General features: G+C 67.6%; 21 protein-coding genes. 11 read left to right on the top strand and 10 right to left on the bottom strand.

Translation table 11 applies throughout. The features are described 5' to 3' along the window. Positions 1 to 13 precede the first annotated feature (13 nt). Complete coding sequence (locus tag DFR43_RS08975; protein WP_133597880.1) at positions 14 to 2269, top strand: ATP-binding protein; 2256 nt, start codon at positions 14 to 16, stop codon at positions 2267 to 2269. Here the strand turns inward: DFR43_RS08975 and recQ are convergent. Genes recQ through hemB form a run of 3 tightly spaced genes read right to left on the bottom strand, consistent with a single transcriptional unit; the run spans position 2259 to position 5676 of the window. Then, complete coding sequence (gene recQ, locus DFR43_RS08980; protein WP_245988885.1) at positions 2259 to 4178, bottom strand: DNA helicase RecQ; 1920 nt, start codon at positions 4176 to 4178, stop codon at positions 2259 to 2261. The genes DFR43_RS08975 and recQ overlap by 11 nt on opposite strands. Positions 4179 to 4217: 39 nt before the next feature. Then, positions 4218 to 4628, bottom strand: a complete 411-nt coding sequence (locus tag DFR43_RS08985; RefSeq protein ID WP_133597823.1) for a rhodanese-like domain-containing protein — start codon at positions 4626 to 4628, stop codon at positions 4218 to 4220. A gap of 40 nt (positions 4629 to 4668) precedes the next feature. After that, entirely contained in the window at positions 4669 to 5676 is a 1008-nt protein-coding gene (gene hemB, locus DFR43_RS08990; RefSeq protein ID WP_425471084.1) for a porphobilinogen synthase, read from the bottom strand. A 148-nt stretch (positions 5677 to 5824) separates the two neighbouring features. Between hemB and DFR43_RS08995 the strand changes: the two genes are divergently transcribed. The 4 genes from DFR43_RS08995 (at position 5825) to DFR43_RS09010 (ending at position 9257) form a co-directional block, all read left to right on the top strand. Then, a complete protein-coding gene (locus DFR43_RS08995) occupies positions 5825 to 6886 on the top strand; it encodes a hypothetical protein (RefSeq protein ID WP_133597826.1) in 1062 nt (353 codons plus the stop codon). A 12-nt stretch (positions 6887 to 6898) separates the two neighbouring features. Next, on the top strand, positions 6899 to 7810 hold the full coding sequence (locus DFR43_RS09000) for an alpha/beta fold hydrolase (RefSeq protein WP_133597828.1): 912 nt from the start codon (positions 6899 to 6901) through the stop codon (positions 7808 to 7810). Between the two features lie 105 nt (positions 7811 to 7915). Next, positions 7916 to 8326, top strand: a complete 411-nt coding sequence (locus DFR43_RS09005; RefSeq protein WP_133597830.1) for a DoxX family protein — start codon at positions 7916 to 7918, stop codon at positions 8324 to 8326. A 28-nt stretch (positions 8327 to 8354) separates the two neighbouring features. Beyond that, positions 8355 to 9257, top strand: a complete 903-nt coding sequence (locus tag DFR43_RS09010; RefSeq protein ID WP_133597832.1) for a pirin family protein — start codon at positions 8355 to 8357, stop codon at positions 9255 to 9257. A 98-nt stretch (positions 9258 to 9355) separates the two neighbouring features. On the opposite strand, the gene DFR43_RS09015 is transcribed toward DFR43_RS09010, so the two are convergent. Next, positions 9356 to 11572 (bottom strand): malate synthase G, encoded by a 2217-nt coding sequence (locus DFR43_RS09015; RefSeq protein ID WP_133597833.1) that lies wholly within the window; start codon positions 11570 to 11572, stop codon positions 9356 to 9358. Positions 11573 to 11764: 192 nt separating this feature from the next. On the opposite strand from DFR43_RS09015, the gene DFR43_RS09020 reads away from it, so the two are divergent. Then, the gene (locus DFR43_RS09020) at positions 11765 to 12694 is read left to right on the top strand and encodes a LysR family transcriptional regulator (RefSeq protein ID WP_133597835.1); all 930 of its coding nucleotides are present in this window, start codon (positions 11765 to 11767) and stop codon (positions 12692 to 12694) included. Between the two features lie 13 nt (positions 12695 to 12707). Here DFR43_RS09020 and DFR43_RS09025 read toward each other — a convergent pair whose 3' ends face one another. Beyond that, positions 12708 to 15044: an NADP-dependent malic enzyme gene (locus tag DFR43_RS09025; RefSeq protein ID WP_133597837.1), complete on the bottom strand. Its 2337-nt coding sequence runs from the start codon at positions 15042 to 15044 to the stop codon at positions 12708 to 12710. 149 nt (positions 15045 to 15193) lie between these two features. After that, positions 15194 to 15451 (bottom strand): DUF2061 domain-containing protein, encoded by a 258-nt coding sequence (locus tag DFR43_RS09030; protein WP_133597839.1) that lies wholly within the window; start codon positions 15449 to 15451, stop codon positions 15194 to 15196. Positions 15452 to 15912: 461 nt separating this feature from the next. Between DFR43_RS09030 and ectA the strand changes: the two genes are divergently transcribed. The 4 genes from ectA to thpD all read left to right on the top strand — a co-directional run bounded on the left by ectA (position 15913) and on the right by thpD (position 19229). Further along, positions 15913 to 16452, top strand: a complete 540-nt coding sequence (ectA, locus tag DFR43_RS09035) for a diaminobutyrate acetyltransferase (protein WP_133597841.1) — start codon at positions 15913 to 15915, stop codon at positions 16450 to 16452. A gap of 82 nt (positions 16453 to 16534) precedes the next feature. Then, a complete protein-coding gene (ectB, locus tag DFR43_RS09040; protein ID WP_133597843.1) occupies positions 16535 to 17830 on the top strand; it encodes a diaminobutyrate--2-oxoglutarate transaminase in 1296 nt (431 codons plus the stop codon). A 30-nt stretch (positions 17831 to 17860) separates the two neighbouring features. Then, entirely contained in the window at positions 17861 to 18250 is a 390-nt protein-coding gene (locus DFR43_RS09045) for an ectoine synthase (RefSeq protein WP_133597845.1), read from the top strand. 43 nt (positions 18251 to 18293) lie between these two features. Further along, complete coding sequence (gene thpD, locus DFR43_RS09050) at positions 18294 to 19229, top strand: ectoine hydroxylase (RefSeq protein ID WP_211338630.1); 936 nt, start codon at positions 18294 to 18296, stop codon at positions 19227 to 19229. 27 nt (positions 19230 to 19256) lie between these two features. Here the strand turns inward: thpD and DFR43_RS09055 are convergent, their stop codons facing one another. Continuing rightward, positions 19257 to 20978, bottom strand: a complete 1722-nt coding sequence (locus tag DFR43_RS09055) for a potassium/proton antiporter (protein ID WP_211338629.1) — start codon at positions 20976 to 20978, stop codon at positions 19257 to 19259. Positions 20979 to 21041: 63 nt separating this feature from the next. Next, positions 21042 to 21377, bottom strand: coding sequence for a hypothetical protein (locus tag DFR43_RS09060; protein WP_133597848.1), 336 nt, complete (start codon positions 21375 to 21377; stop codon positions 21042 to 21044). A gap of 132 nt (positions 21378 to 21509) precedes the next feature. On the opposite strand from DFR43_RS09060, the gene DFR43_RS09065 reads away from it, so the two are divergent. Further along, positions 21510 to 22700: a phosphoglycerate kinase gene (locus DFR43_RS09065; protein ID WP_133597850.1), complete on the top strand. Its 1191-nt coding sequence runs from the start codon at positions 21510 to 21512 to the stop codon at positions 22698 to 22700. A 22-nt stretch (positions 22701 to 22722) separates the two neighbouring features. Here the strand turns inward: DFR43_RS09065 and DFR43_RS09070 are convergent, their stop codons facing one another. Together DFR43_RS09070 and DFR43_RS13905 are read right to left on the bottom strand one after the other, a co-directional pair. After that, a complete protein-coding gene (locus tag DFR43_RS09070) occupies positions 22723 to 23625 on the bottom strand; it encodes a CoA transferase (protein WP_133597852.1) in 903 nt (300 codons plus the stop codon). Then, entirely contained in the window at positions 23622 to 25133 is a 1512-nt protein-coding gene (locus DFR43_RS13905; RefSeq protein WP_133597854.1) for a methyl-accepting chemotaxis protein, read from the bottom strand. The genes DFR43_RS09070 and DFR43_RS13905 overlap by 4 nt, the downstream gene beginning before the upstream one ends. Between the last annotated feature and the right edge of the window lie 121 nt (positions 25134 to 25254).

The following is a 25254-nucleotide window of genomic DNA, read 5'->3' on the forward strand; positions in this document are numbered from 1 at the left end:
TGGTCCGCTGCTGATGCCCCCCGGCGTGCGCGATGCCCCGGTGCTGGATCTGATGTGTTCGCATTTCGTGCTCAGCCTCGTGGCGCGACAGGGCGCGCGCTTCAACCTGAGGCGCGACCTCAATGCCTTGCTCGCGCTGGCCGGTCGCCACCTGGTCTGGCCGCCCACCATCCTGCGGCGGCTGCGCCTGTTTCTGCAGCAGCGCTGCCACGACAACGAGTGGTGGCACGGGCAGGAGGCGCTGAGTCCGGCGGCTTTTCTGGAGCGGTTCGGCATCTGGCAAGGCCCCTACGAAGAAGGCACGCTGTTTTTCCATCTGGACGAATACGCCCGCGAAGCGCCGAAGGACGTGATGACGGTGCTGGCCGCCACGGGCGAGTGGCTGCGCCAGGCACTGCAGCGCCGCCCCAGTCTGCTGGAGCGCAACATCGAGACGCTGGCCCACCTGCTGCAACTCAACGCCGGCGAAAAGGCCTTGCTGCTCTATGGCACCCTGGCCCGCTACCAGCGCGAGTTGCGCAACATCCTGGTCGAATTCAAGGTCCACAACGCGCCTGAGGCCTACGCCCTGCTGGCCGATGTGGCCGGCGTCAACGCCGCGGAAATCCGGGAGGCGCTGCGTGCCGGTTCGCGGCTGGAGCGCATCGGGCTGGTGGACAACTTGCTGCCGGAACACAACATCACCGACATGGCCGACCTGATGAAGGTCAGCGAGCGGCTGCCGCCGGTGCTGATGCGCGAGTACCGCAGCCACAACGAGTTGATGGCGGTGTTCACCCGGCCCGCGGCGCGCTCGGCATTGGATCTGGACGACTTTGCCTTCGTGGCCGAAGACGCGGCCCTGCTGTGCACCCTGCTGCGCGAGGCCGTGGCGCGCCGGGAAGCCGGCGTCAATGTGCTGATCTATGGCCCGCCCGGCACCGGCAAGACGGAATTGGCCCGCGTGGTCGCGCAAGCCGCCGGGCTGGAGTTGTTCGAGGTGGAATATGCCGATCGGGAAGGCCATTCGCTCAGCGGCAAGGACCGCTACCGATCGCTGCAGATTGCGCAAGTGTTCCTCAAGGGCACGGCGCGCTCGGCGCTGCTGTTTGACGAGGTGGAGGACGTGTTCCCGGCCGCCCCCGAGGGCTTGGCCCGCGCAGGGCGCAACGAAACGGCAGACCCCGGCGGCAAGGCCTGGGTCAATCAGGTGCTGGAATCCAACCCAGTGCCCACGCTGTGGATCACCAACCGCATCGACCAGATCGACCCGGCTTTTCGCCGCCGCTTTGCCTACCACCTCGAACTCAAAAGCCCGCCACCCGGCGCCCGCGAGCAACTGGTGCGCAAAGCCCTGGAGGGCCAGCCGGTTTCGGAACGGCTGGTGGGCCGGCTGGTGGAGCGCCCGGGGCTGACGCCCGCGCAAATCCACACCGCGCTGCGCTTCGCGCGGCTGGCCGCGCCCGACAGCGCCGACCCGGCGCATTTCGATCGCCTGATCGAGCGCCAGCTCCAACACGCGGACCAGGCACTGGGCCGGCGCGCCGGCGCCACGGCCCGGGCCCAGCCGATGGATTACGGTCTGCAGTGGCTGCACATCGAGTCGCGCCACGCGCTGCCGCGCATCGTGGCGGCACTGCGGACCAAAGGCCAAGGCACGCTGTGCTTCCACGGCCCACCCGGCACCGGCAAGACCGCGCTGGCCGAATACCTGGCCCATGAGCTGGAACGACCGCTGATGGTGCGACAGGCCAGCGATCTGGTGAGCAAATTCGTGGGCGAGACCGAGCAGCAGATGGCCACCATGTTTGCCGAGGCGCAAGCCGAGCAAGCGGTGCTGCTGCTCGACGAGGCCGACAGCTTTCTGCTGGACCGCCGCGGCGCCCTGCGCACGCACGAAGTCAGCGAAGTCAATGAAATGCTGCAGGGCATGGAACGCTTCGAGGGCATCTTTGTGTGCACCACCAACCTGATGGAGCGCATCGATGCCGCAGCCCTGCGCCGTTTCACGTTCAAGATCCGCTTCAAGCCGCTGACGGCCGCCCAGCGCCTGGCCTTGTTCGCCCGCGAGGCCCTGGGCAGCACGGAGGCAGCGGCCGTGCCGGCCGAGTGGTCGCAGCGGCTGCTGGCGCTCGATCAGCTGTGCCTGGGCGATTTCGCCGCCGTCAAACGCCAGTGGGAGCTGCTGCACGAAGCCCCTTCGGCGGAGGACTTCCTGTGCCAGCTCGAAGCCGAGCACCGGCTCAAGCCCGAAGTGCGCGAGCGGCGCAGCATCGGCTTTACGGGTTGACCACGCGCAACACCGCCGCCCCGTAAGCCTCCCGCTTTTTCTGCCCCAGACCGGGCAGGCCCTCCAGGTCTGCCCAGCTGCGGGGCTGGCGCTCGGCGATGGCGCGCAAGGTGGCGTCGTGAAGGATGACGTAGGCGGGCAGGTTGTGCTCGCGAGCCACCTCGGCGCGCCAGGCCTTGAGGGCCGCGAGCGTCTCGCGGGCGGCCAGTGGCAGGGTGGCTTCGGCCGCCACCACCCGCTGGCGCGCGCCGCCACGGCTGCGCGCTGGGCTGGTCGAGGGCACGCGCAAGCGCACCGTTGCCTCCCCGCGCAACAACGCGCGCGCGCCTTCGGCCAGGTGCAGGGTGGCAAACGGCCCACCGTCCACCCGCACCGCGCCGCGCGCGATCAGCTGGCGCAGCAGGCTGCGCCATTCGCTCTCGCCCAGTTGGGTGCCGATGCCAAAGGTGCTGAGACGGTCGTGCCCGTACTGGCGCACCTTGTCGGTGGCCTTGCCCCGCAAGATGTCGATCAGGTGCCCGGCGCCGAAAGCGCTGCCGCTGGCCTGCTGCACGCGGTAGATGCACGACAGCAGCTTGCGGGCGGCTTCGGTGGCGTCCCAGGTCTGCGGCGGCTGCAGGCAGTTGTCGCAATTGCCGCAACGTGCCCCCGCGGCCAGCCCGTCCGGGCCTGCCTGGCCGTAGGCTTCCCCGAAATAGGCCAGCAAGCGCACGCGCCGGCAGTCGGTGGCCTCGGCCAGCGCCAGCAAGGCATCGAGCTTGCCGCGCAGCACCTGCTTGAACTCGTCGGCGGCGGGGCTCTCATCGATCATGCGGCGCTGGTTCACCACGTCTTGCAGGCCGTAGGCCATCCAGGCATTGGCGGGCTCGCCGTCGCGCCCGGCGCGGCCCGTTTCCTGGTAGTAGCCCTCGATGTTCTTGGGCATGTCCAGATGCGCCACGAAGCGCACATCGGGCTTGTCGATCCCCATGCCGAACGCGATGGTGGCCACCATGATGAGCCCGTCTTCGCGCAAGAAACGGTCTTGATGGCGCTGGCGCACGGCGGCATCCAGCCCGGCGTGATACGGCAAGGCGCGCAAGCCGGCCTCGGCCAGTTGGGCCGCCACCTCCTCGACGCGGCGGCGCGACTGGCAATACACCACGCCCGCGTCATGGCCGCTGGCGTGGGTGTGCTCGTCGCGAATGAAGCGCAGCAATTGCTGCACGCTGTCTTTTTTCTCGACGATGTGGTAGCGGATGTTGGGCCGATCGAAGCTGCTGACGAAGTGCTGCGCTGCCTGCAATTGCAGGTGGTGCACGATGTCGTCGCGGGTGAGCGCATCGGCCGTGGCGGTCAGCGCGATGCGCGGCACGTCTGGGAAGCGTTCGTGCAAGGCCGCCAGCCCGCGGTACTCGGGTCGGAAATCGTGGCCCCACTGGCTGACGCAATGCGCCTCGTCGATCGCAAACAGGCTCAGCAGCCCACGCTCGTGCAACGATTGCAACTGGGCCATGAAGCGCGGCGTGGTCAACCGCTCGGGCGCGGCATACAGCAGCACCAGCTCGCCGCGCAGCAGGCGCCGCTCCACCTCGGCAGCGTCTTCCCCCGACAGGCTGGAGTTGAGGTAGGCGGCCTCGACGCCGGCTTCACGCAAGGCGCCGACCTGGTCGTGCATGAGCGCGATCAGGGGCGAGACGACGATGGCCACCCCATGCCCGGCCCGGTGCCGCACGATGGCCGGGATCTGGTAGCACAGCGATTTGCCGCCACCGGTGGGCATGAGCACCAGGGCATCGCCCCCGGCGCTGACGTGGGCCACGATGGCCTGCTGCGGCCCGCGAAAACGGGCATAGCCGAACACGTCGCGCAGCACGGCGTGGCACTCGCCCTCCCACGGGGTGACGCCGGGCTCGACCGTGTCTGGCACGGCAAGGGCTTCACTGAGCAAGCGACGGGCCTCCGCCTTTCACATCTGCTCCCAGGGCAGGCCGTCGTGGCGCCAGCCGTTGACGGTGGAGCGGTGAAAGTGCTCGTCGAGCTCGCCTTCGAAGCCGTGCACCACGTGGGCCACGTCGGTGAAGCCGGCGGCTTCGAGCGCCTGCCCGGCATCCAGCGTGCGCTTGCCACTGCGGCAGATCAGCAGGATGGGGCGGTCCTTGTGGCCCGCTTCGGCCTCGACCTGGCGGGCAAAGCGCTCGGGGTCGGGCTTGAGATCTGGGTAGTCGTACCAGGCAATGTGCACCACCCCGGGCGGGCGCCCGACGTAGAGAGACTCGATTTCCATGCGCACATCCACGAACAGCGGGGCCTGCTCGGGCGGATCGTCGGCATGGGCCTGCAGCCACTGCCAGGCTTCCTTGGGTTGGAGGTGCTTCATGGTGGGTATTGTCGCTGCGGCGAACGGCAGGGCCTGCGGCTCAGGGCTGGCGCAGCAGCCGCGCCGCCTCGCGCGCGAAGTAGGTGAGGATGCCGTCGGCCCCGGCGCGCTTGAAGGCCAGCAGGCTCTCCATCATCACCGCGTCGTGGTCGAGCCAGCCGTTCTGGGCAGCGGCTTTCAGCATCGCATACTCGCCGCTGACCTGGTAGGCAAAAGTCGGCACCTTGAACTCGTCTTTCACACGGCGCACCACGTCCAGGTAGGGCATGCCGGGCTTGACCATCACCATGTCGGCGCCCTCGGCCAGGTCCAGCGCCACTTCGCGCAGGGCCTCGTCGGTGTTGCCGGGGTCCATCTGATAGACCTTCTTGTCGGCCTTGCCCAGGTTGACGGCGCTGCCGACCGCGTCGCGGAAGGGGCCGTAGAAGCTGCTCGCGTACTTGGCGCTGTAGGCCATGATGCGGGTGTGCACGTGGCCATGGGCCTCCAGGGCCTGGCGGATGGCGCCAATGCGGCCGTCCATCATGTCGCTGGGGGCGACGATGTCCACGCCGGCCGCTGCCTGGCACAGGGCCTGTTTCACCAGCACCTCGACCGTCGGGTCGTTGAGGATGTAGTGGTGCTCGTCGAGCAGGCCGTCCTGGCCGTGGCTGGTGTAGGGGTCGAGCGCCACGTCGGTCATCACGCCGAGGTTGGGCACCTTGGCTTTGAGTTCGGCCACCACGCGGGGAATGAGGCCGTCGGGGTTGTAGGCTTCGCGGCCATCGGGCGTCTTGAGGGACTGGTCGATGACGGGGAACAGCGCCATGACTGGAATGCCCAGGTCCACGCACTCCTGCGCCACGGGCAGCAGCAAGTCCAGGCTCAGGCGCTCGACGCCGGGCATGGAGGCCACGGGTTCGCGGCGGTTGTGGCCGTCCAGCACGAACACGGGGTAAATCAGGTCGTGCACCGTGAGGTGGTGCTCACGCACCAGGTTGCGGGTGAACACGTCGCGGCGCAGGCGGCGCGGACGCGACAGAGGATAGGCAGCGGTGGTCATGCTCATGAACGCTATTGTGGCAAAGAAGGGACGCCGCAGCACTTCCGCCACTGGCGCGATTGCGGTACGCTCGCCGCTGATGATTGACACCCCATCCCCGGAACCGGCCCCACACCCCGCACTCCCCGCACTCCCCGACGAAGCGGACTGGCGCATGGCAGCGCATTGGCCCGAGCTGGCCACGGCGCTGACCGAACAGGCCGTGGACACGGTCGACGCCCTGCTGCGCGGTCTGGAGGTGCTGGTGCAGCGGGGCCGCCTCAGCCCTGCCGAGTGCCAGGTGCTGACCACCCCGGCACAGCGCCTCAAGCACTGTGCCGTGCATGCGCAGCAAATTATTCGCTTCCAGAGCGGACGGGTGCGTCAGTCGCACGAGAAAATCGATCTGGCCTATGTGGTCGAATCGGTGCTGCAGGAGCGGCGGGATGAACTGGCGCTGCAGGGCATCACGGTCCGGCGCAAATTCAAGCCCGTCGAGTTGCTGATCGACCCCACGCTGGGCTACGGCTTGACCCAGGCCATGCTGGACTGGAGCGTGCGCCTGGGCGCACACATCGACCTGCGACTGGACCAGGCACACGAGCCGCCACGGGCGCGTCTGTCGATGAAAATCCTCACGGCCGAGCCCCCGTCGCAGGCCGAAGTGTTCATGGACAACATCCAATGGCTGCTGCTGCGTCAGATCGCCGCCACCGATGGCGGCATCGAGCTGCACCGGGAGGTGGTGGCCGACGGCGTGGTGCTGACGGCCTGCTTCAAGCGGGTGCTGAACGCCCCATCGTCCAGCGCGGAGCTGCATACCGCCGACGGCACCCCGTCCACCGTGTTCAAAACCGTCAGCGGTGCCTATGTGCTGGTCTGCTCGGCCTCGCCCGAGACGCGTCTGCGGGCGTTGGGCATCGTCAAGCAGCTGGGCGTGACGGCCGATGGTGTGGCCAGCGCCGCGCAGACACTGGCCGCCATGCGCGACCGCGACGTGCACCTGCTGATCCTGGACGAAGACAGCCCGCCGGCCGACATCGGGCAACTGCGCCATGACTTGGCCGCGATGCACCCGAACCTGGCCGTGCTGCGGCTGGTGGTCCCGCGCGCCCGCGCCAAGGCACCGAAAGACGGGGACACCGCCGTGATGGCCGAAAAAATGAAAGTGCCGGTGGACGCGCTGGAGCAGTCGCTGGGGTCGGCGGTGATGTTCACGCTGTCGAATGTGATCTGAGAAACGCCCGCCATGACCACATCTTCGGCCCCCTGGTTCGAACACTTCGAGACCCACACCCTGGCCCTGCCGCAGAGCCGGGTTCACTACCGTATCGGAGGCCGGGCTGACGCCCCGGCGCTGGTGCTTCTGCATGGTTTTCCGCAGACGCACGTGATGTGGCACCGGGTGGCCCGTGCACTGGCAGCGCACTACCGACTGATCCTGCCAGACCTGCGTGGCTACGGCGACTCGGCCGCCCGGGCACCCGATGCCCCCGATCACGCACCGCACAGCAAACGGGCCATGGCCGCCGATGTGGTGGCCCTGCTGGACCACCTGGGCATCGACCAGGCGTTCCTGGGCGGCCATGACCGGGGTGGCCGAGTGGCTCATCGACTGGCGCTGGACCACCCGCAGCGCGTGCGCAAGCTCTGCGTCATCGACATCGCCCCGACGCTGGACATGTACGCCCGCACCGACATGGACTTCGCACGCGCCTATTACCACTGGTTCCACCTGATCCAGCCCGCGCCACTGCCCGAAACCATGATCGGCGGCTGTGCCCTCAGCTACCTGCACACCAAGTTGGGGGGATGGGGCGGGCAGGGCCTTGCCCATCTGGAACCCGAGGCGCTGGCCGAATACGAGCGGTGCTTCTGTCGGCCACACGCCATCCACAGCGCCTGCGAGGACTACCGCGCCAGTGCTGGCATCGACCTGGAACACGACGCCGCCAGCCGGGCTCGCGGCCAGCGCATCGCCTGCGACATGCTGGTGCTGTGGGGGGAGCGTGGCGTGGTGCACCGGCTGTTCCGCCCCTTGGCGCTCTGGCAGGCCCAATGCGCTGCCCAAGTTTCTGGGCAGGCCATGCCCGCCGGCCATTTCATCCCCGAAGAACTGCCCGATGACACCGCCGAAGCCCTGCGCCGGTTTTTTGTCTGACGCGGGACTGTTCAGTTTTTTTGAATGATTTCATGAAATCCATGCGCCGCACCCGGCGGTCGGTTTGCCTACAGTCTAGGCATTCCAACCGCTGGAGTTCATTCCATGTTTTTGCATCACCCGCTGTTTCCGCTGCTTGCCCGCCTGCTGATGGTGGCCCTGTTCCTGCCCGCGGGCCTGAACAAGATCGTCGGCTTCGAAGACACCGTGGGCTACATCGCCTCCGTCGGCCTGCCGCTGGCCACGCTGGGCGCCCTCATCGCCATCGTCGTGGAAGTCGTCGCTCCACTGGCGCTGCTGGCCGGCTGGCAGACACGGTGGGCCGCCTTGGCGCTGGCCGTATTCACGCTGGCGGCCACGGTGTTCTTCCACAACTACTGGGCCATGTCGGCTGAGCAGCAGTTCGTGCAGCAACTCATGTTCTTCAAGAACCTGGGCGTGATCGGTGGCCTGCTGGCGTTGGTGGCCAGCGGCGCCGGGGCCTGGAGCCTCGATGCCAAGCAGGGCCGCGCCTGAGGATACCCCACCCCAGACAGAGATCCGCATGCCCTCTGAAGCCGCCCCTTTCCGCACTGTGCATGGACAGGCCAAGGACCTGGGTGGCGGCTTCACGGTGCGGCGCCTGCTGCCCCAGGCCGGACACCGGTCGGTGGGGCCGTTCGTGTTCTTCGATCACATGGGCCCGCTGGACGGCATCGGCCAGCGCGAGCACGATGTGCGGCCCCATCCCCACATCGGCCTGTGCACGCTGACCTACCTGTTTGCCGGCGCCATGATGCACCGCGACAGCACCGGGGCGGTGCAACGCATCGAGCCTGGCGCCGTCAACCTGATGACGGCGGGCCAGGGGGTGGTGCACAGCGAGCGCACTCCCGAAGACCTGATCGGCCAACCGGTACAGACCCACGGCCTGCAACTCTGGCTGGCCCTGCCGCGCAGCCATGAGGAGGTGCCCGCATCCTTCGAGCACCTGGCGGCCGACCGCCTGCCGAACATTGCGCATGGCGGCGCACGGATCCGCGTGCTGGCGGGCGAGGCTTTTGGGGAACGCTCGCCCCTGACCCTGCCCATGCAGACCCTGTACCTGGATTTGCGGCTGGCGCCTGGCGCCTCGGTGCGTCTGCCACGGCTGGCACCGGAAGTCGCGCTCTACGCCCCCGATACGCCCTTCGTTCTGGACGGGCAGCCCGTGGCGGCCCGTGTGATGGCACTGCCCGACGCCAACGGCTGCACCGTCAGCGCCCCGCCCGGCGCGCCCGCCCAGGTGATGGTGCTGGGCGGCGAGCCGCCAGACGGCCCGCGCCACCTGTGGTGGAACTTCGTCTCCAGCCGCCGCGAACGCATCGAACAGGCCGTGGCCGACTGGGAGGCGGACCGCTTTCCCCAGGTACCTAGCGATACGGAACGCATTCCCGCCCCACCTTGGCGGCCGCCAAAAGCGCCATGAAACGCCCGGGCTGATCAGGTCAGCGTGGGCAGCAAATGGCGCTGAAACATCCTTGCAATTATGGAGTTTCATTCCGTGATTTGCAAGGATGATAAGCCTCAAGCCTGCCCGGCCTTGACCTTCAGGCGCCAAGCGTGCAGCAGCGGCTCGGTGTAGCCGCTGGGCTGCGCCTTGCCTTTGAACACGAGGTCCAACGCGGCCTGGAACGCCGCGCCATTGGGGTTGGCGACCAGCGACTTGTAAGCCGGATCGCCCGCGTTCTGGGCGTCCACCTTGGCGGCCATGCGGGCAAAGGTCTCGCGCACCTGCGCCTCGGTCACCACGCCGTGGTGCAGCCAGTTGGCCACGTGCTGGCTGCTGATGCGCAGCGTGGCGCGGTCCTCCATCAGGCCGACGTCGTGGATGTCGGGCACCTTGGAGCAACCGATGCCCTGATCCACCCAGCGCACCACGTAGCCGAGGATGCCCTGGATGTTGTTGTCCAGCTCGGCCTGCTTGTCGGCCTCGCTCCAGGTCGGGTGGGCGGCCACCGGCACGGTCAGCAAGCCGGTCAGCAGGTTGTCGCGCTCGGCATCGGCGTCGATGCGCTCCAGCTCGGCCTGGATGTCGGTCACCTTGACCTGGTGGTAGTGCAGCGCGTGCAGCGTGGCGGCCGTCGGGCTGGGCACCCAGGCGGTGTTGGCGCCAGCCTTGGGGTGCGCGATTTTCTGCTCCAGCATCGCCGCCATCAGATCGGGCATGGCCCACATGCCTTTGCCGATCTGGGCGCGGCCGCGCAGCCCACACTGCAAGCCCACCAGCACGTTGTTGCGCTCATACGCCTGGATCCAGGCGCTGGCCTTCATGTCGCCCTTGCGGATCATGGGGCCGGCCAGCATGGCGGTGTGCATTTCGTCGCCGGTGCGGTCGAGGAAGCCGGTGTTGATGAACGCCACGCGGCTGGCCGCCGCGGCGATGCAGGCCTTGAGGTTGACGGAGGTGCGGCGCTCCTCGTCCATGATGCCGAGCTTGACGGTGCTGTCGGGCAACCCCAGCATCTGCTCCACGCGGCTGAACAGTTCGGCGGCAAACGCCACTTCCTTGGGCCCGTGCATCTTGGGCTTGACGATGTAGACGCTGCCGGTGCGGCTGTTGCGGATCGACTCGCCACTGGGCAGCCGGCCACGGCCTTGCAAATCGTGCAGCGCAATCGTGGTGGTGATGACCGCGTCCATGATGCCCTCGGGAATTTCGCGCACCGTGCCGTCGGCGTCGGTGTACAAAATGGCCGGGTTGGTCATCAGGTGACCGACGTTGCGCACGAACATCAGGCTGCGGCCGTGCATCCGCACCTCCCCGCCAGCGGGCGCGGTATAGACCCGATCGGGGTTGAGGCCGCGCGTCATGCGCCGGCCGCCTTTGTCGAAGCTCTCGGTGAGCCACCCTTGCAGGATGCCCAGCCAGTTGCGATAGCCCAGCACCTTGTCCTCGGCATCGACCGCGGCCACGGAATCTTCTAGGTCCAAAATGGTGGACAGGGCCGCTTCCAGCACCACGTCGGCCACGCCCGCCGGATCGCTGGCGCCAATGGGGGTGCTGCGGTCGATGACGATGTCGATGTGGTTGCCGTTGTGCACCAGCAGCACCGACTGGGGCGCGGCCGCCTCGCCCTGGTAACCCACGAGCTGGGCGGGATCTTTCAGGCCGGTGGTGGCCCCGCCTTGGAGCGTGACTTGCAACCGGCCGCCCACGATGGCGTAAGCCGCGGCATCGGCGTGCGAGCCGCTGGCCAGCGGGGCGGCCTGGTCCAGAAACTGCCGCGCGAACGCAATCACTTTGGCGCCGCGCTTCTCGTTGTAGCCTGGGCCCTTGGCGCAACCATCGGTCTCGGGGATGGCGTCGGTGCCGTAGAGCGCGTCGTACAGGCTGCCCCAGCGGGCATTGGCCGCATTGAGCGCATAGCGGGCATTGAGGATGGGCACCACCAGCTGCGGGCCGGCCTGCACGGCCAGTTCGGCGTCCACGTTGGCGGTGGTCGCCTTCACGTCGGCCGGAGCAGGCACCAGATAGCCGATCGTCTCCAGAAACTGGCGGTAGGCGGCCATGTTCTGGATGGGCCCCGGGTTGGCGCTGTGCCATTTGTCCAACTCGGCCTGCAGGCGGTCGCGCTCGGCCAGCAGCGCCCGGTTTTTCGGGGCCAGATCGGCCACGATGGCATCGAAGGCGCCCCACCACCGGGCCGCGTCGAGGCCGGTGCCTGGCAAGACCTGCTGGTTGACGAAATCGTACAGAACGGTGGCCACCTGCATGCGGCCGACAGGGGTGCGAGCGGTCATGAAAACCTCCTGGGATGGTGAGAAAACGGGGCCGGTGGCCACTGCGGGGCGGCCACGGGATAGGTGTCACTGTACGGCAAGCCAACGCGGGCATTGCTGCACCGAAACCGCGCTCACTCATGACTTTTACGTACATAATGAGCCCCACAATCCTTCCAGAAGCGTTGGCAGACAACGCAATCCCCGCCGCCTGTGGACAAGCTCAAGGCCATTGAAACGTTTGTGACCGTCGTCTCGCGCGGCAGCCTGACCGCGGCGGCGCGCGCCGAGGGCGTGGCGCCGGCCATCGTGGGCCGACGCCTGGATGCGCTGGAAGCCCACCTGGGCGTGAAGCTGCTGGTGCGCACCACCCGGCGGCTGACGCTCACCCATGAAGGCAGCGCCTTCCTGGAGGACTGCCAGCGCCTGCTGGCCGATCTGGCGCAGGCCGAAGCCAGTGTCAGCGCCGGTGGCGCGCGGGTCAGCGGCCATTTGCGCCTGACCGCGCCGGCCGGCTTCGGTCGTCGCCACGTCGCCCCGCTGGTGCCGCTGTTTCGGGAACTCCACCCCGAGGTCACCGTTTCGCTCAATCTCAGCGACCGGGTGATCGATCTGGCGGCCGAAGGCTACGACTGCGCGGTGCGCGTCGGCGACTTGCCGGACTCCTCGCTCATCAGCGTGCGCCTGGCCGACAATCGCCGCCTCGTGGTGGCCGCGCCGGGCTACTTTCGGCATCGCAGCGTGCCGCAGCACCCGAACGATCTGCTGCATCACGACTGTCTGGTCTTGTCGTCGGACGCTTCCCAGACCCGAGGCTGGGCTTTCACCGTGCCCGAAGCCGATGGCCGAAGCCGCACGGTGCACATCCGCCCGCGCGGCCCCCTGACCTGCACCGATGGCCAAGTGCTTTACGAATGGTGCTTGGCAGGCTTGGGCCTGGCCTGGCGCAGCACCTGGGAGGTGCAGGCCGACCTGCAGGCCGGGCGGCTGGTCAGCGTGCTGGACGCTTTCATGGCGCCGCCCAACGGCATTTATGCGGTGTTCCCGAGCGCCCGGCACCTGCCGCGGCGCGTGCGTGCCTGGGTCGAATTCATCAAGGAACGGTTTGGCCGCGCCGATTTCGGCGCCTTGCCCAAGCGCTGATCCGGGCGCGGCTTCAGGCTGGGCCGCTCGGCGCCGCCTGGCCACCGACGGCCCGCGGCCCCACGTTGGCCTCGGCCACGGTCAGCGCCGTCATGTTGACGATGCGCCGCACGGTGGCGCTGGCCGTGAGGATGTGCACCGGCTTGGCCACGCCCAGCAGCATCGGCCCCACGGCGATGCCGCCGCCAGCGGCCGTCTTGAGCAGGTTGTAGGCGATGTTGGCCGCGTCGATGTTGGGAAAGACCAGCACGTTGGCATCCCCCTCCAGCAGGTTGCGCGGCATGATGCGCTTGCGGGCTTCGGCGTCGAGCGCCACGTCGCCGTGCATTTCGCCTTCCACCTCCAGCCAGGGCGCCTGCTCGCGCAGGATGGCCAGCACCTGCCGCATCTTCACGGCCGAGGGCTGGTCCGACGAGCCAAAGTTGGAATGCGACAGCAGCGCCGCCTTGGGCGTGATGCCAAAGCGCATGACCTTGCGCGCGGCCATCTGCGTGATTTCGGCGAGCTGCTCGGCCGTCGGGTCGTAGTTCACATGGGTGTCTACCAAGAACACCTGCCGCCCCGGCAGCATCAGCGCGTTCATGGCCGCGTAGCAGGTGGCGCCCGGGCGCTTGCCGATCACCTGGTCGATGTATTGCAGGTGCATGGGGTTGGTGCCCCAGGTGCCGCAGATCAGACCTTCCACATCGCCGCGGCGCAGCAGCATGGCGCCAATGAGCGACAGCCGCCGGCGCATCTCGATCTTGGCCAGCTGCTCGGTCACGCCGCGGCGCTCCATCAACTGGTGGTAGGTCTGCCACAGCTCGCGGTAGCGCACGTCGTATTCGGTGTTGACGACGTCGTAGTCTTGCCCTTCTTTGAGGCGCAGACCGAACTTTTCGATGCGTTGGGCGATGATGGCCGGCCGGCCGATCAGGGTGGGGCGGGCCAGCCCTTCGTCCACCACGATCTGCGCGGCGCGCAGCACCCGTTCCTCCTCGCCCTCGGCGTAGGCGATGCGCTTGTGCTGCGCCTTTTTGGCGATGGCATACACCGGCTTCATGATGGTGCCGGAGGCGAACACGAAGGTTTGGAGCTTCTCGCGGTAGGCGTCCAGATCGGTGATGGGGCGCAACGCCACGCCGCTGCGCTGCGCCGCCTCGGCCACGGCCGGGGCGATCTTCATCATCAGCCGCGGATCGAACGGCTTGGGGATCAGGTACTCAGGCCCGAACGCCAGCTTCTCCCCCGCGTAGGCCGCAGCCACCACCTCGCTTTGCTCGGCCTGCGCCAGTTCGGCGATCGCATGCACCGCGGCGATTTCCATCTCATCGGTGATGGTGGTGGCCCCGCAGTCCAGCGCCCCGCGGAAGATGTAGGGGAAGCACAAGACGTTGTTGACCTGGTTGGGATAGTCGGTGCGGCCGGTGGCCATGATGGCGTCGTCGCGCACGGCCTTGACCTCTTCGGGCAAGATTTCGGGCGTGGGGTTGGCCAGCGCCAGAATGAGGGGCTTGGCGGCCATGCGGGCCACCATGTCGGGCTTGAGCACGCCCCCGGCCGACAGGCCCAGAAACACGTCGGCGCCGTCGATCACCTCGGCCAGCGTGCGCGCATCGGTTTTTTGCGCGAACTGGGCCTTGTCCGGGTCCATCAACTCGGTGCGGCCCTCGTACACCACGCCAGCCAGATCGGTGACCCAAATGTGCTCGCGCGGCACGCCCAGCTTGACGAGCAGGTTCAGACAGGCCAGGGCCGCCGCGCCAGCGCCGCTGGTGACGAGCTTGACCTGCTTCAGGTCCTTGCCCACCACCTTCAGGCCATTGAGGATGGCCGCCCCCACCACGATGGCCGTGCCGTGCTGGTCGTCGTGGAAGACGGGAATGTTCATCCGCTCGCGCAGCTTGCGCTCGACGTAAAAGCAGTCCGGGGCCTTGATGTCCTCCAGGTTCACGCCGCCGAAAGTGGGCTCCAGCGCGGCGATGATGTCCACCAGCTTGTCCGGGTCTTTCTCGTTGATTTCGATGTCAAACACATCGATGCCGGCGAACTTCTTGAACAGCACGCCCTTGCCCTCCATCACCGGCTTGGCCGCCAGCGGGCCGATGTCGCCCAGGCCCAGCACCGCCGTGCCGTTGGTGATGACGGCAACCAGGTTGCCGCGCGCCGTGTACTTGAAGGCGTTGACCGGATCGGCCACGATTTCCTCGCAGGGCGCGGCCACCCCGGGGGAATAAGCCAGCGCCAGGTCGCGCTGGTTGGTCAGCTGCTTGGTCGGAGCCATCGCCACCTTGCCGGGGGTGGGAAATTCGTGGTATTCGAGGGCGGCGCGGCGCAGTTCGGCACGCTTGTCTGCCTGGGATTGCGACATGGTGGGTGTCTCCGTCATATGAAATGAAGGGCCGCATCGTGAAGCGGGCGCCCGGCTATTGTAGGCCGCCCCCGTTTTTTACGCGATGTGGATAGCGCGTAGCGCACCGGCCCCGTTGCCTCGCCACCAAGCCCAGGCCGCGGGCGGCCTCACGCCGTGGCCGCGCCGGCTGCCGGGGTGGCGTCGGCTTGGGCCGCCGCGCGACGGCGGGCCCAGGCTTTTTCGTGGAAAAAGTACGCCACCGCCTGCACCGTGGGTTCGAGCACGCTCAGCGTCAAAGCCGCCCAGAGCTGTCCGGTGACGGCATAAGCCACCGCGGCGGCCACGACGATGTGCATCAGGTAGTAGCTGGCGGTCTTGAGCAAATCTTGGCGATGCCGATGCGCCAACGCACGGATTCGGGCCATGAGAACCTCCTGAAACGGTCAAACCATGCGGGAATGGTAGGGGCTTTCTTTAGAAATTTCCAATCGAAAAAGCTTATTCGTTCGATAAAAACTCTCCCAGAGCCGGGTGCGAATTCTTTCAAAAATATGCTTTTCAAAAAGTTATTTGTGATTTTTTTGATCCTTTTTGGCTCGACCAGCTCACATCTCTGGCGCATCCGCGCCTTGCCCTGAAGCGCCCAGCGGTTTATCCTGAAAAAAGACGGGCGGCCTCGCTGCCGCCCCATCGTCTGCCGCAAGCCCGGGGTGCCGCCCCGTCCGCAACGCGGCAGGCCCTCGTTCAACGGCCAACGGGTCGCTTGAGTTTTTTGTGGATCGGCGCTTCGGCGCCGATCGACCGACCGCGGTGCCCGCCCTCAGGCGCTGACGTGGTCTGGCGCATCGCCGGCTCAGCCGGCCCGCCACCCGAAACAACCCACGGCATGACCAGTACCGACCGAACCGATACACCGATTTCCACATCCTTTCGCTTTCGCAGCGCCCGGCCTACTGACGGCGCGGCCCTCTGGCAACTGGTGCGCGCCACCGGCACGCTGGAGACCAACTCCCCCTACTTCTACGTGTTGTTCGCCACCGACTTCGGCGCCACCTGCCTGTTGGCCGAAGCCCCCGATGGCGACGTGGCCGGCGCGGTGATCGGCTACCACCCGCCCACCCAGCCCGAGACCGCTTTCGTCTGGCAAGTCGGGGTACACCCGCGCCACCAAGGCCGGGGCCTGGGGCTGGCCTTGCTCCAGCACTGGCTGGCGCTGCCGGCCAACGCCCGCTGCCGCTGGGTCACGGCGACCGTGGCCGATGACAACGCCGCTTCCCAGGCGCTGTTTCGCCGCCTGGCCCGCGAGCATGGCGCCGGCTGCGAAGTGCGCCCGCACTTCACCCCCGACCTGTTCCCCGTCGAGCACCCGGCAGAGCCGTTGTTCCGCATCGGCCCGATCGAGCGCGGCACCCCGGTGCCGGTCTGAAACCGCGCTGCACAGCGCCTTCACGGCGCCGCCCCTGCCGTGCAGGCAGGGCGGCGCCATCCACCCAGGAAAAGGAGATCCGATGAACACCTTCGAACAGCACGAATCCGAAGTCCGCGGCTATTGCCGCAGCTTCCCCGCCGTCTTCAGCAGCGCCAAAGGGGCCTGGATGACCGATACCGAAGGCCGGCGCTATCTGGACTTTTTCTGCGGCGCGGGGGTGCTCAACTACGGCCACAACCCCGACCGCATCAAGCAGGCGCTGCTGGGCTACCTGATGCGCGATGGCATCACCCACACGCTGGACATGTACAGCGAAGCCAAGCAGCGCTTCATCGAGCGCTTCCATGAAGTGATCCTGCAGCCGCGCGGCTTGAACTACAAGTTCCAGTTCCCCGGCCCCACTGGCACCAACGCGGTGGAGGCGGCGCTGAAGCTGGCCCGCAAAGTGACCGGGCGCGAGCAGGTCGTGGGCTTCACCAACGCCTTCCACGGCATGACGCTGGGCGCCCTGGCGGTGACGGGCAACGGCTTCAAGCGTGCCGGTGCGGGCGTGCCGCTGAGCCACAGCGCCTCGGTGCCGTTCGACGGCTACCTGGGCGCCGACACCGACACGCTGGACTATTTCGAAGCCCTGCTCAAAGACGGCGGCAGCGGCATGGACACACCGGCCGCGGTGATCGTGGAGACGGTGCAGGCCGAAGGCGGCGTGAATGTGGCCCGCGTGGAGTGGCTGCAGCGGCTGCGCCGCCTCACGGCCGAACACGGCATCGTGCTCATCGTGGACGACATCCAGGTGGGCTGCGGGCGCACGGGGCGGTTCTTCAGCTTCGAGGAAGCCGGCATCGTGCCCGATATCGTCACGCTGTCCAAGTCGCTGTCGGGCTATGGCCTGCCGCTGGCGCTGGTGCTCATCAAGCCCGAACTCGACCAGTGGGCGCCGGGCGAGCACAACGGCACCTTCCGCGGCCATTGCCCGGCCTTCGTCACCGCCACGGCCGCGCTGCAGTTCTGGCAGAACGACGCGCTTGCGCAGAGCGTGCAGAAGAAAGCCCTGCAGGTGGAGCAGCGCCTGCAAGACATGGCCCGGCGCCTGACGCCCGATGCCCGGGTGCGCGGCCGCGGCCTGATCTGGGGCATCGAGTTCAGCGACCCTGCGCTGGCGGGCCGGGTCTCGCAGGCGTGTTTCGAGCGCGGGCTGATCATCGAGACCGCCGGCATCGACGACCAGGTGCTCAAGCTGCTGCCCAGCCTGACCATCAGCGAGCAAGAACTGGCCCACGGCCTGGACGTGATCGAGGACGCCCTGCGCGCGACCCTCGGCCTGCCCGTGGCCACGGCGCACGCGGCCGAGCCGGCCCTGGCCCAAGCCGCCTGACCCCCTGCCCCATCATCGAAGGAGAACCCCATGATCGTGAAACACCTCGACGACGTGATCGGCACCGCCGCGGACGTGGACACCGCAGGCTGGAACAGCCGCCGCCTGATCTACAAGGACGCCGGTGTCGGCTATTCGGTCAACGACACCATCATCAAACCCGGCACCGAGCACGAGTTCGAATACAAAAACCACTTCGAGACCGTGTACTGCATCGAAGGCGAGGGCGAAATCGTGGATCTGGCCACCGGCGTGACCCACCCCATCCGCCCGGGCACGCTGTACTGCCTCAACCAGCACGACCGCCACATCCTGCGCGCCAACAAAGGCACCCACATGCGCATGGTGTGCGTGTTCAACCCGCCGCTGACCGGCCGCGAAGTGCATGACGAAACCGGCGCCTACGCGCTGGCCGACTGACCAGGAGGTAACCGACATGGCCATGACATCGACCCCGACGACGATGGGCGCGGACGCCCGCACCCCACAGCTCAGCCGCCCCCGGCCCGACGACCGCTACCCCTCGCGCTTTGGCAGCGAGGTGCTGATCACCCGCCGGCTCGACCCGGTGGTCTGGGGCTCGGCCAGCGACGGGCCGCTCAGCGAGATGGAGCTGAACTTCTACACCGACAACGGCTACCTGCACTTCGACGACCTGCTCACCCCCGAGGAGGTGGACACTTGTCTGCAGGAACTGCAGCGCCTGCGCACCGATGAAACGATCAAGCACGCCGAGGAAGCCGTCATCGAGCCGGGCAGCCGGGAACTGCGCTCCCTGTTTGCGGTGCACCGCAGCAGCGCGGTGCTGAAGCGGCTGGCCAACCACCCCAAGCTGGTGGCCATCGCGCGCCAGCTGCTGGGCAGCGAGGTGTACATCCACCAGTCCCGCATCAACTACAAAGGGGGCTTTCGCGGCAAGGAGTTCTACTGGCATTCGGACTTCGAGACCTGGCATGTCGAAGACGGCATCCCCGCCATGCGCATGGTGAGCTGCTCCATCGCGCTGACCGCCAACACCCCGTACAACGGCCCGCTGATGATCATCCCCGGCTCGCACCAGCGCTACGTCAGCTGCGTCGGCGCCACGCCCGAGAACCACTACAAGGCCTCGCTCAAGCAGCAAGACATCGGCGTTCCCGACGACGTGAGCCTGTCGCAACTGGTGCAGGACTTCGGCATCACAGCACCCACCGGGCTGGCCGGATCGGTCACGTTCTTCGAATGCAACGTGATGCACGGCTCCAACTCCAACATCACCCCGCTGCCGCGCAGCAACGTGTTCCTCGTGTTCAACAGCGTGGACAACACCCCGGTGGCGCCGTTCTGCGGCTTGCCGCCCCGGCCCCCGTTCATCGCCGAGCGCGAAGACTTCACGCCCGTGGGCCCGGCCCGCGCCTGAGCACGGGGCCGCGCCCGCGCGGGCGGCTCACCCCGGGCGCGGCGCGCGCCCAGCGAGTGACAGCCGCACATCGGTCACCTGCTGGCCGCGCAGCACACCGCGCACCACCAGGTCGAATCGGCCCACCCGCACCCGGTCCCCCTCCACCGGGTGCCCCTGCAACTGGCGCTGCACGAACTCGCCGATCGTCACTTCCGGCCCATGGCTGAGCAGCTCCGGCAAGTCATACACGGCGGCCAGGTCGCTGAGGCGGGCCTGCGGGTCCAGCGCGAACTCGGCAGGCGCGTCCGCATCGTGGCTTTCGGGGTCGCGCGCCTGGGCGAACAGGCGATCGAGCTGGGGCTGGTATTCGGGCGGGGCGAAGAGATAGACCAGATCGTCGGGCTGTGGCGGCCAGGCCTGCTCCGGGCGCCAGGCCTGCCCATGGCGCACGAGCAACGCGGCATGCACCCCTTCGGGCAGACGCGCCACCCGCGCCAACAGCGGGCTGTGCGGCAGCACCCGGTACACCAGCAGCTCATGGGGCGGATTGCCCGGCAGCTCCAGCCCCACCCGCTCCAGTGGCCCCATGCCCGAAGGCACGATCAGCCGCAACCAGCGTGCCGCCGGGGTGATGGTCCAGCCCTGCACCAGCAGCGAAGTGACGACCATGATGAATGCCACATTGATGAACAGGTCGGCCCCCTCCAGGCCCATGACCGCCGGCAAGATGGCCAGCAGGATGGAGACCGCCCCCCGCAACCCCACCCAGGCGCTGAAGGCCACGCTGGCGCGGTCGATGCCAAACGGCAGCAGACACAACCACACCGCCAGCGGCCGTCCGACCGCGATCAGGAACAGCCCCAGCAGCAAGGCTGGCAACAGCACCGCGCCGAACTCCGACGGCGTGACGAACAGGCCCAGCACCAAAAACATGACGATCTGCGCCAGCCAGGTCATGCCCTTCTGGTAGCGGCGCAGCGATGCCGCCGCCCGCATGGGCCGGTTGCCCGCCACCACACCGGCCACGTAAATCGCCAGAAACCCGCTGCCGCCGAGGTGGGCCGTCACGGCAAACACGCACAGGGCGCAGGCCATCACCAGGATCGGGCTCAGCGCCTCCTCCAGCCGCACCCGGTTGGCCAGCTCCACGATCAGGTAACCGCCGATGCCGCCGCACAACAAGCCCAGACCCATCTGCAGGCCAAAGCCCTGCACGAAGGCCGCCACCCATCCCCCGGAGCGCTCGGTCAGGATGAGTTCGATGAACAGCACCGTCAGGAAAATGGCCATTGGGTCGTTGGAGCCCGACTCCACCTCCAGCAACGAACGCACGCGCTTGTAGATCTTCACGCCGCCGGCGCGCAGCAGAAAAAACACCGCCGCCGCATCGGTGGAGCTGATCACCGCCCCCATCAGCAGGGCATACAGCCACGGCAGATCGAACAGCAGCCGGGCCGCCGCCCCCACGAACAGCGTGGTCAGCAACACCCCGACCGTGGCCAGCACGAACGCCGGCGCGGCGGCGCGGCGCAAGGTCTGCACGCGGGTGCCAAAGCCCGAATCGAACAGGATGACGGCCAGCGCCAGGCTGCCTACGAAATACGCCGCCTCGGCGTCGTTGAACACCAGCCCCAGGCCATCCTCCCCGGCCAGCAGGCCGATGCCGAGAAACACCAGCAACAGCGGCGCCCCGAAGCGAAAGGCCACCATGCTCGTGAGAATGGACACGGCGATGAGGCCCGCGCCCATCAGAATGAGGGTGAACATCCAGTCCATGGATTGGCCTGTCGGGGTGCCGCCGCTGCCGCGGGGGTGAACGCGACGGGGCCGTCAGGACTGCCGGGGCGCCGAGGCGGCCCCCGGCACATCGAGGCCGTAGAGCCGGTCGATGGACAGGGTCAGCGCCAGCCCCTGCTGCGGCGACTGCAGGTCGAGCTCATCGTTGAGCGCCTGCGCCACGCGGTTGGCGGTGTCGGTATCGGCAATCCAAAACAACAGCGTCATGGACGCCTGGAAGGTCAGGCCGAAGAAGGTTTTCACCGGCGACTGGCTGATGCCGCTGGCCGGCAGAATGGTGGCGCCACGGATGCCTTCGCGCTCGGCAATCTTCAGCGCGGCTTCAGACACCTGGTCTGTGACGATGGCGATGAGCAACGAGACGGTCATGGCAGGCTCCGGTGGCAAGCGTCGGTCAGGCAGGTCCAGTTTACCGTGTCATCTTCCCATCAGGCGATGCTGCAATAATCGGCGCCGACGCCTTTTCGCGCCTGCGCGCGCCTTCCCTTTCGCTTTGCCACCATGAAATTCCTGCGTTTCTCCGACATCTGCGCCAGCGGCCAGGCCGCCGGCAAGCGCGTCTTCATCCGGGCCGACCTCAACGTGCCCCAGGACGACGAAGGCAACATCACCGAAGACACCCGCATCCGCGCCTCGCTGCCCGCGATCCAGATGGCGCTGGGCGCTGGCGCCGCGGTGATGGTCACCTCCCACCTGGGGCGGCCCACCGAAGGCGAGCCCCGCCCCGAAGATTCGCTGGCCCCCGTGGCCAAGCGCCTGAGCAAGCTGCTGGGCCGCGAAGTGCCGCTGATCACGGACTGGGTGGAGGGCGGCTTCGAGGTCAAGCCCGGCGAGGTGGTGCTGCTGGAAAACTGCCGCCTCAACAAAGGCGAGAAGAAGAACAGCCCCGAACTCGCCGCCAAGCTGGGCAAGCTGTGCGACATCTTCGTGCACGACGCCTTCGGCACCGCCCACCGGGCCGAAGCCACCACCTACGGCATCGCCGAAACCGCGCCCATCGCCTGCGCCGGGCCGCTACTGGCCGCCGAGATGGACGCCATCTCCAAGGCCCTGGAGAACCCGCGCCGCCCGCTGGTGGCCATCGTCGGTGGCTCCAAGGTGAGCACCAAGCTGAGCATCCTCAAGACGCTGGCCTCCCGGGTGGACCAGCTCATCGTGGGCGGCGGTATCGCCAACACCTTCCTGCTGGCGGCGGGCAAGCGCATCGGCGATTCGCTGGCGGAGCCCGAAATGGTGCGCGAGGCGCAGCAGGTGATGGACATCATGAAGGAGCGTGGCGCCGAGGTGCCGTTGCCGGTGGACGTGGTGGTGGCCGACGAGGTCTCGGCCCTGGCGCGCGCCAACCGCGTCTCGGTGGACGAAGTCGGCCCGCACGACCGCATCCTCGACGTCGGCCCCAAAACATCGGCCAAGCTGGCCGAGATCATCGCGCATGCCGGCACCATCGTGTGGAACGGGCCAGTGGGCGTGTTCGAGATCCCGCAGTTCGCGGGCGGCACCAAGATGATGGCCTCGGCCATCGCCCACTCCGAGGCGTTCAGCATCGCCGGCGGGGGCGACACGCTGGCCGCGATTGCCAAGTTCCACATTGAAGACGATGTGGACTACATCTCCACCGGCGGTGGCGCCTTCCTGGAGGTGCTGGAAGGCAAGACGCTGCCCGCCTTCGAGGTGCTGGCCAAACGCGCCTGACTCCCGAACGCCTGCCCCCGATTCAGGCCGGCAGGGTGTGCAGGGGCAGGTCGTGCGTCAGGGCCAGCTGCTCCAGCTGCTTGCGGGTTCGGCGGGCCATGAAGGCGGTCACCGCCTCGTGTGTATCGGGCTCCAGACAGGCCTGGGGGGTCAGCGGCCCCAGCCCCACCACACGCCCGAGCGCCGCGGCAAAGTGCGGCTCCAGCGCCGCCACGGCCACCCGTCCGCCCTTGCAGGCATAGACGCGGTAGCCGGCATGCTGGCCACCCAGCAAGGTGCCCGGGCCTGTAAGGCCCCACTGCAGGGGCCAGGTCAACCAGTGGGCGGCGTCTGCCAGCGACACTTGCAGATGCGCCCCCTGTCCCGTCTGACGCTGCTGCAGCAAGGCTTTGAGGACCGCCTCGGTCGCCACCAGGGCGCCGGCCATGTCGGCGAGCAGGCTTGGGGGTAAGGCGACACCCTGCACCAAGCCGACTTCGGCCTGATAGGTCAGGTCGTGCCCTGGCTTTTCTGCATTCGCCCCGCTGGAGCCCACGATGGCCACCGCCGACAGCGCCGGGTGGCGCTGCTTCAGGCTGGCACTGTCGAGGCCCAGCTTCTTCAAGGCCGACGGGCGAAACGAGGTCAGCAGCACATCACTTCGGGTCAACAGGCTCTGCAACTGCTGCTGCCCCTTCGCCGTCTTGAGGTCCAGCGTCCGCTGCACGATGCCCTGGGTCAGGTCGCGGTGGGCGACCGGGCTGTACAACGCCATCGGGTCGCCTGCTGGTGGCAACACCTGGGTGCAGCGCGCGCCCATGGCGCGCAGGCGGGCCAACGCCGCCGGCCCGGGCAGGTTCAAGGCCAGACTCAGCACTCGCACGCCTTTCAAAGGCCGGCCCGCAGTGCCTGCTTGCAGGGCATCAAAAAAAGGCAACGGGTTCATACGCCTCCACGGTCATCCAGACGCAACACCGGCACGCGCCGCCCTGACTGCGCCAGCGGCCGGGCCAAGGGCGCCGCCTCCGCGTCCACAAACACCGAGACCGCAGCCACCAGACGGTCGGCCTGCTCCCGCAACAGCTCGGCAGCGGCCGTGCTCTGCTCCACCAGGGCCGCATTCTGCTGAGTGACGCCGTCGAGGTGCGAGACAGCGGTGTTGATCTGGGCCATGCCTTCGCTTTGCTGGCGGCTGGCGGACGAAATCTCGGCAATCAGGTCGTTGACGCGCTGCACCCCCTCGACGATGCCGCGCATCGTTTGGGCAGCGTGGTGGGCCTGCGCATTGCCTTCCTGAACCCGCTCCACGCTGGCGTTGATCAAGTCCTTGATCTCCTTGGCGGCCTGGGCGCTGCGCTGCGCCAGCGTGCGCACCTCCGAGGCCACCACAGCAAAACCGCGACCTTGTTCACCGGCCCGCGCGGCTTCTACCGATGCGTTCAATGCCAGGATGTTGGTCTGGAAGGCGATGCCGTCAATCACGCCGATGATGTCCCGGATGCGCTCGCTGCTCTGGTGGATCTGACCCATGGAGCTGGCCACGTGTCCAACGACATCACCACCCCGGTTTGCCATCTCGGCCGCATGGGCAACCAGCTGGCGCGCCTGCTGAGCCGCCTCGGCGGTGTGGCGGACGCCCGAGGTCAGCTCCAGCATGCTGGCCGACGTTTGCTGCAGACTGCTGGCGGTCTGTTCGGTGCGCTGGCTGAGGTCGCGGTTGCCGTTGGCTATTTCTGCGGCGACTCCCTGCAGGTTGCTGGCCGCCGTGCGAACCGTGGAAACCGCCCCCGACATGAGCCCCAGATTGTCTTTGAGCGCTCTGGCCACCGGGGCGGCCACGGTCACCTGGGTGTCGAGCGCTATCCGGTCGCCCTGGCGCAGACCCTCGGCCAGCAGAGCCACTTCGGCATTGTCGCGCACGTTGCGTTGCAGCCCCAGCACCAGAAAGACCTGCAACGCCGTCTGCACCACCACGTAGAAAGCGTGCAGCAGGATAACGCCAAAGTTGGGCTCACTGAGGCAGTACAGCCCGAAACCCATGGCCTGCAAGCGATCGAACGCGACGTGGTGCACGGCAAACAGCCCGGCCGCAAACACGATGGGCCGCCAGTCCAGATACACCAACAGCAACGCCAGCGTGACGAACACACCGAAGTGGAACTCGATCATCCCCATCGAGGTGTGGATGTGCAAAGCCACCAGCGACACCAGCGAAAACGTCAGCAATAACCGCGATGCCAGCGTCCCCCGGGCCACGGCATAGGCCATCAGGCCTGGCAGCGCCAGCAACGCCGTCCAGAGCAGTGCGGTGACCCAGGTGAACAACGGCTGGTCGAACCAGAATCCGACGGCCAAGGCGCCAAGGGCATAGATGGCCAGAGCAATTGCCATCAGCCCGTCGCCGCGCAGGTAGGTGGGCTTGAGGGCGTCGTTGTATACGTGGGCTGCTGACATCAGGTCTCCTTCAGGACTGAAGCAACTATTGCTCCGGCCCCTAGAAGTTTCAACCGGCGGCGTATTTGACCCTGGGGTCCTGGAAGTAGCTCATCACCCGCTCGGGTGAGTTCTCCAGCAT

It is taken from the genome of Tepidicella xavieri, from assembly GCF_004363315.1.
GTDB lineage: Bacteria > Pseudomonadota > Gammaproteobacteria > Burkholderiales > Burkholderiaceae_C > Tepidicella > Tepidicella xavieri.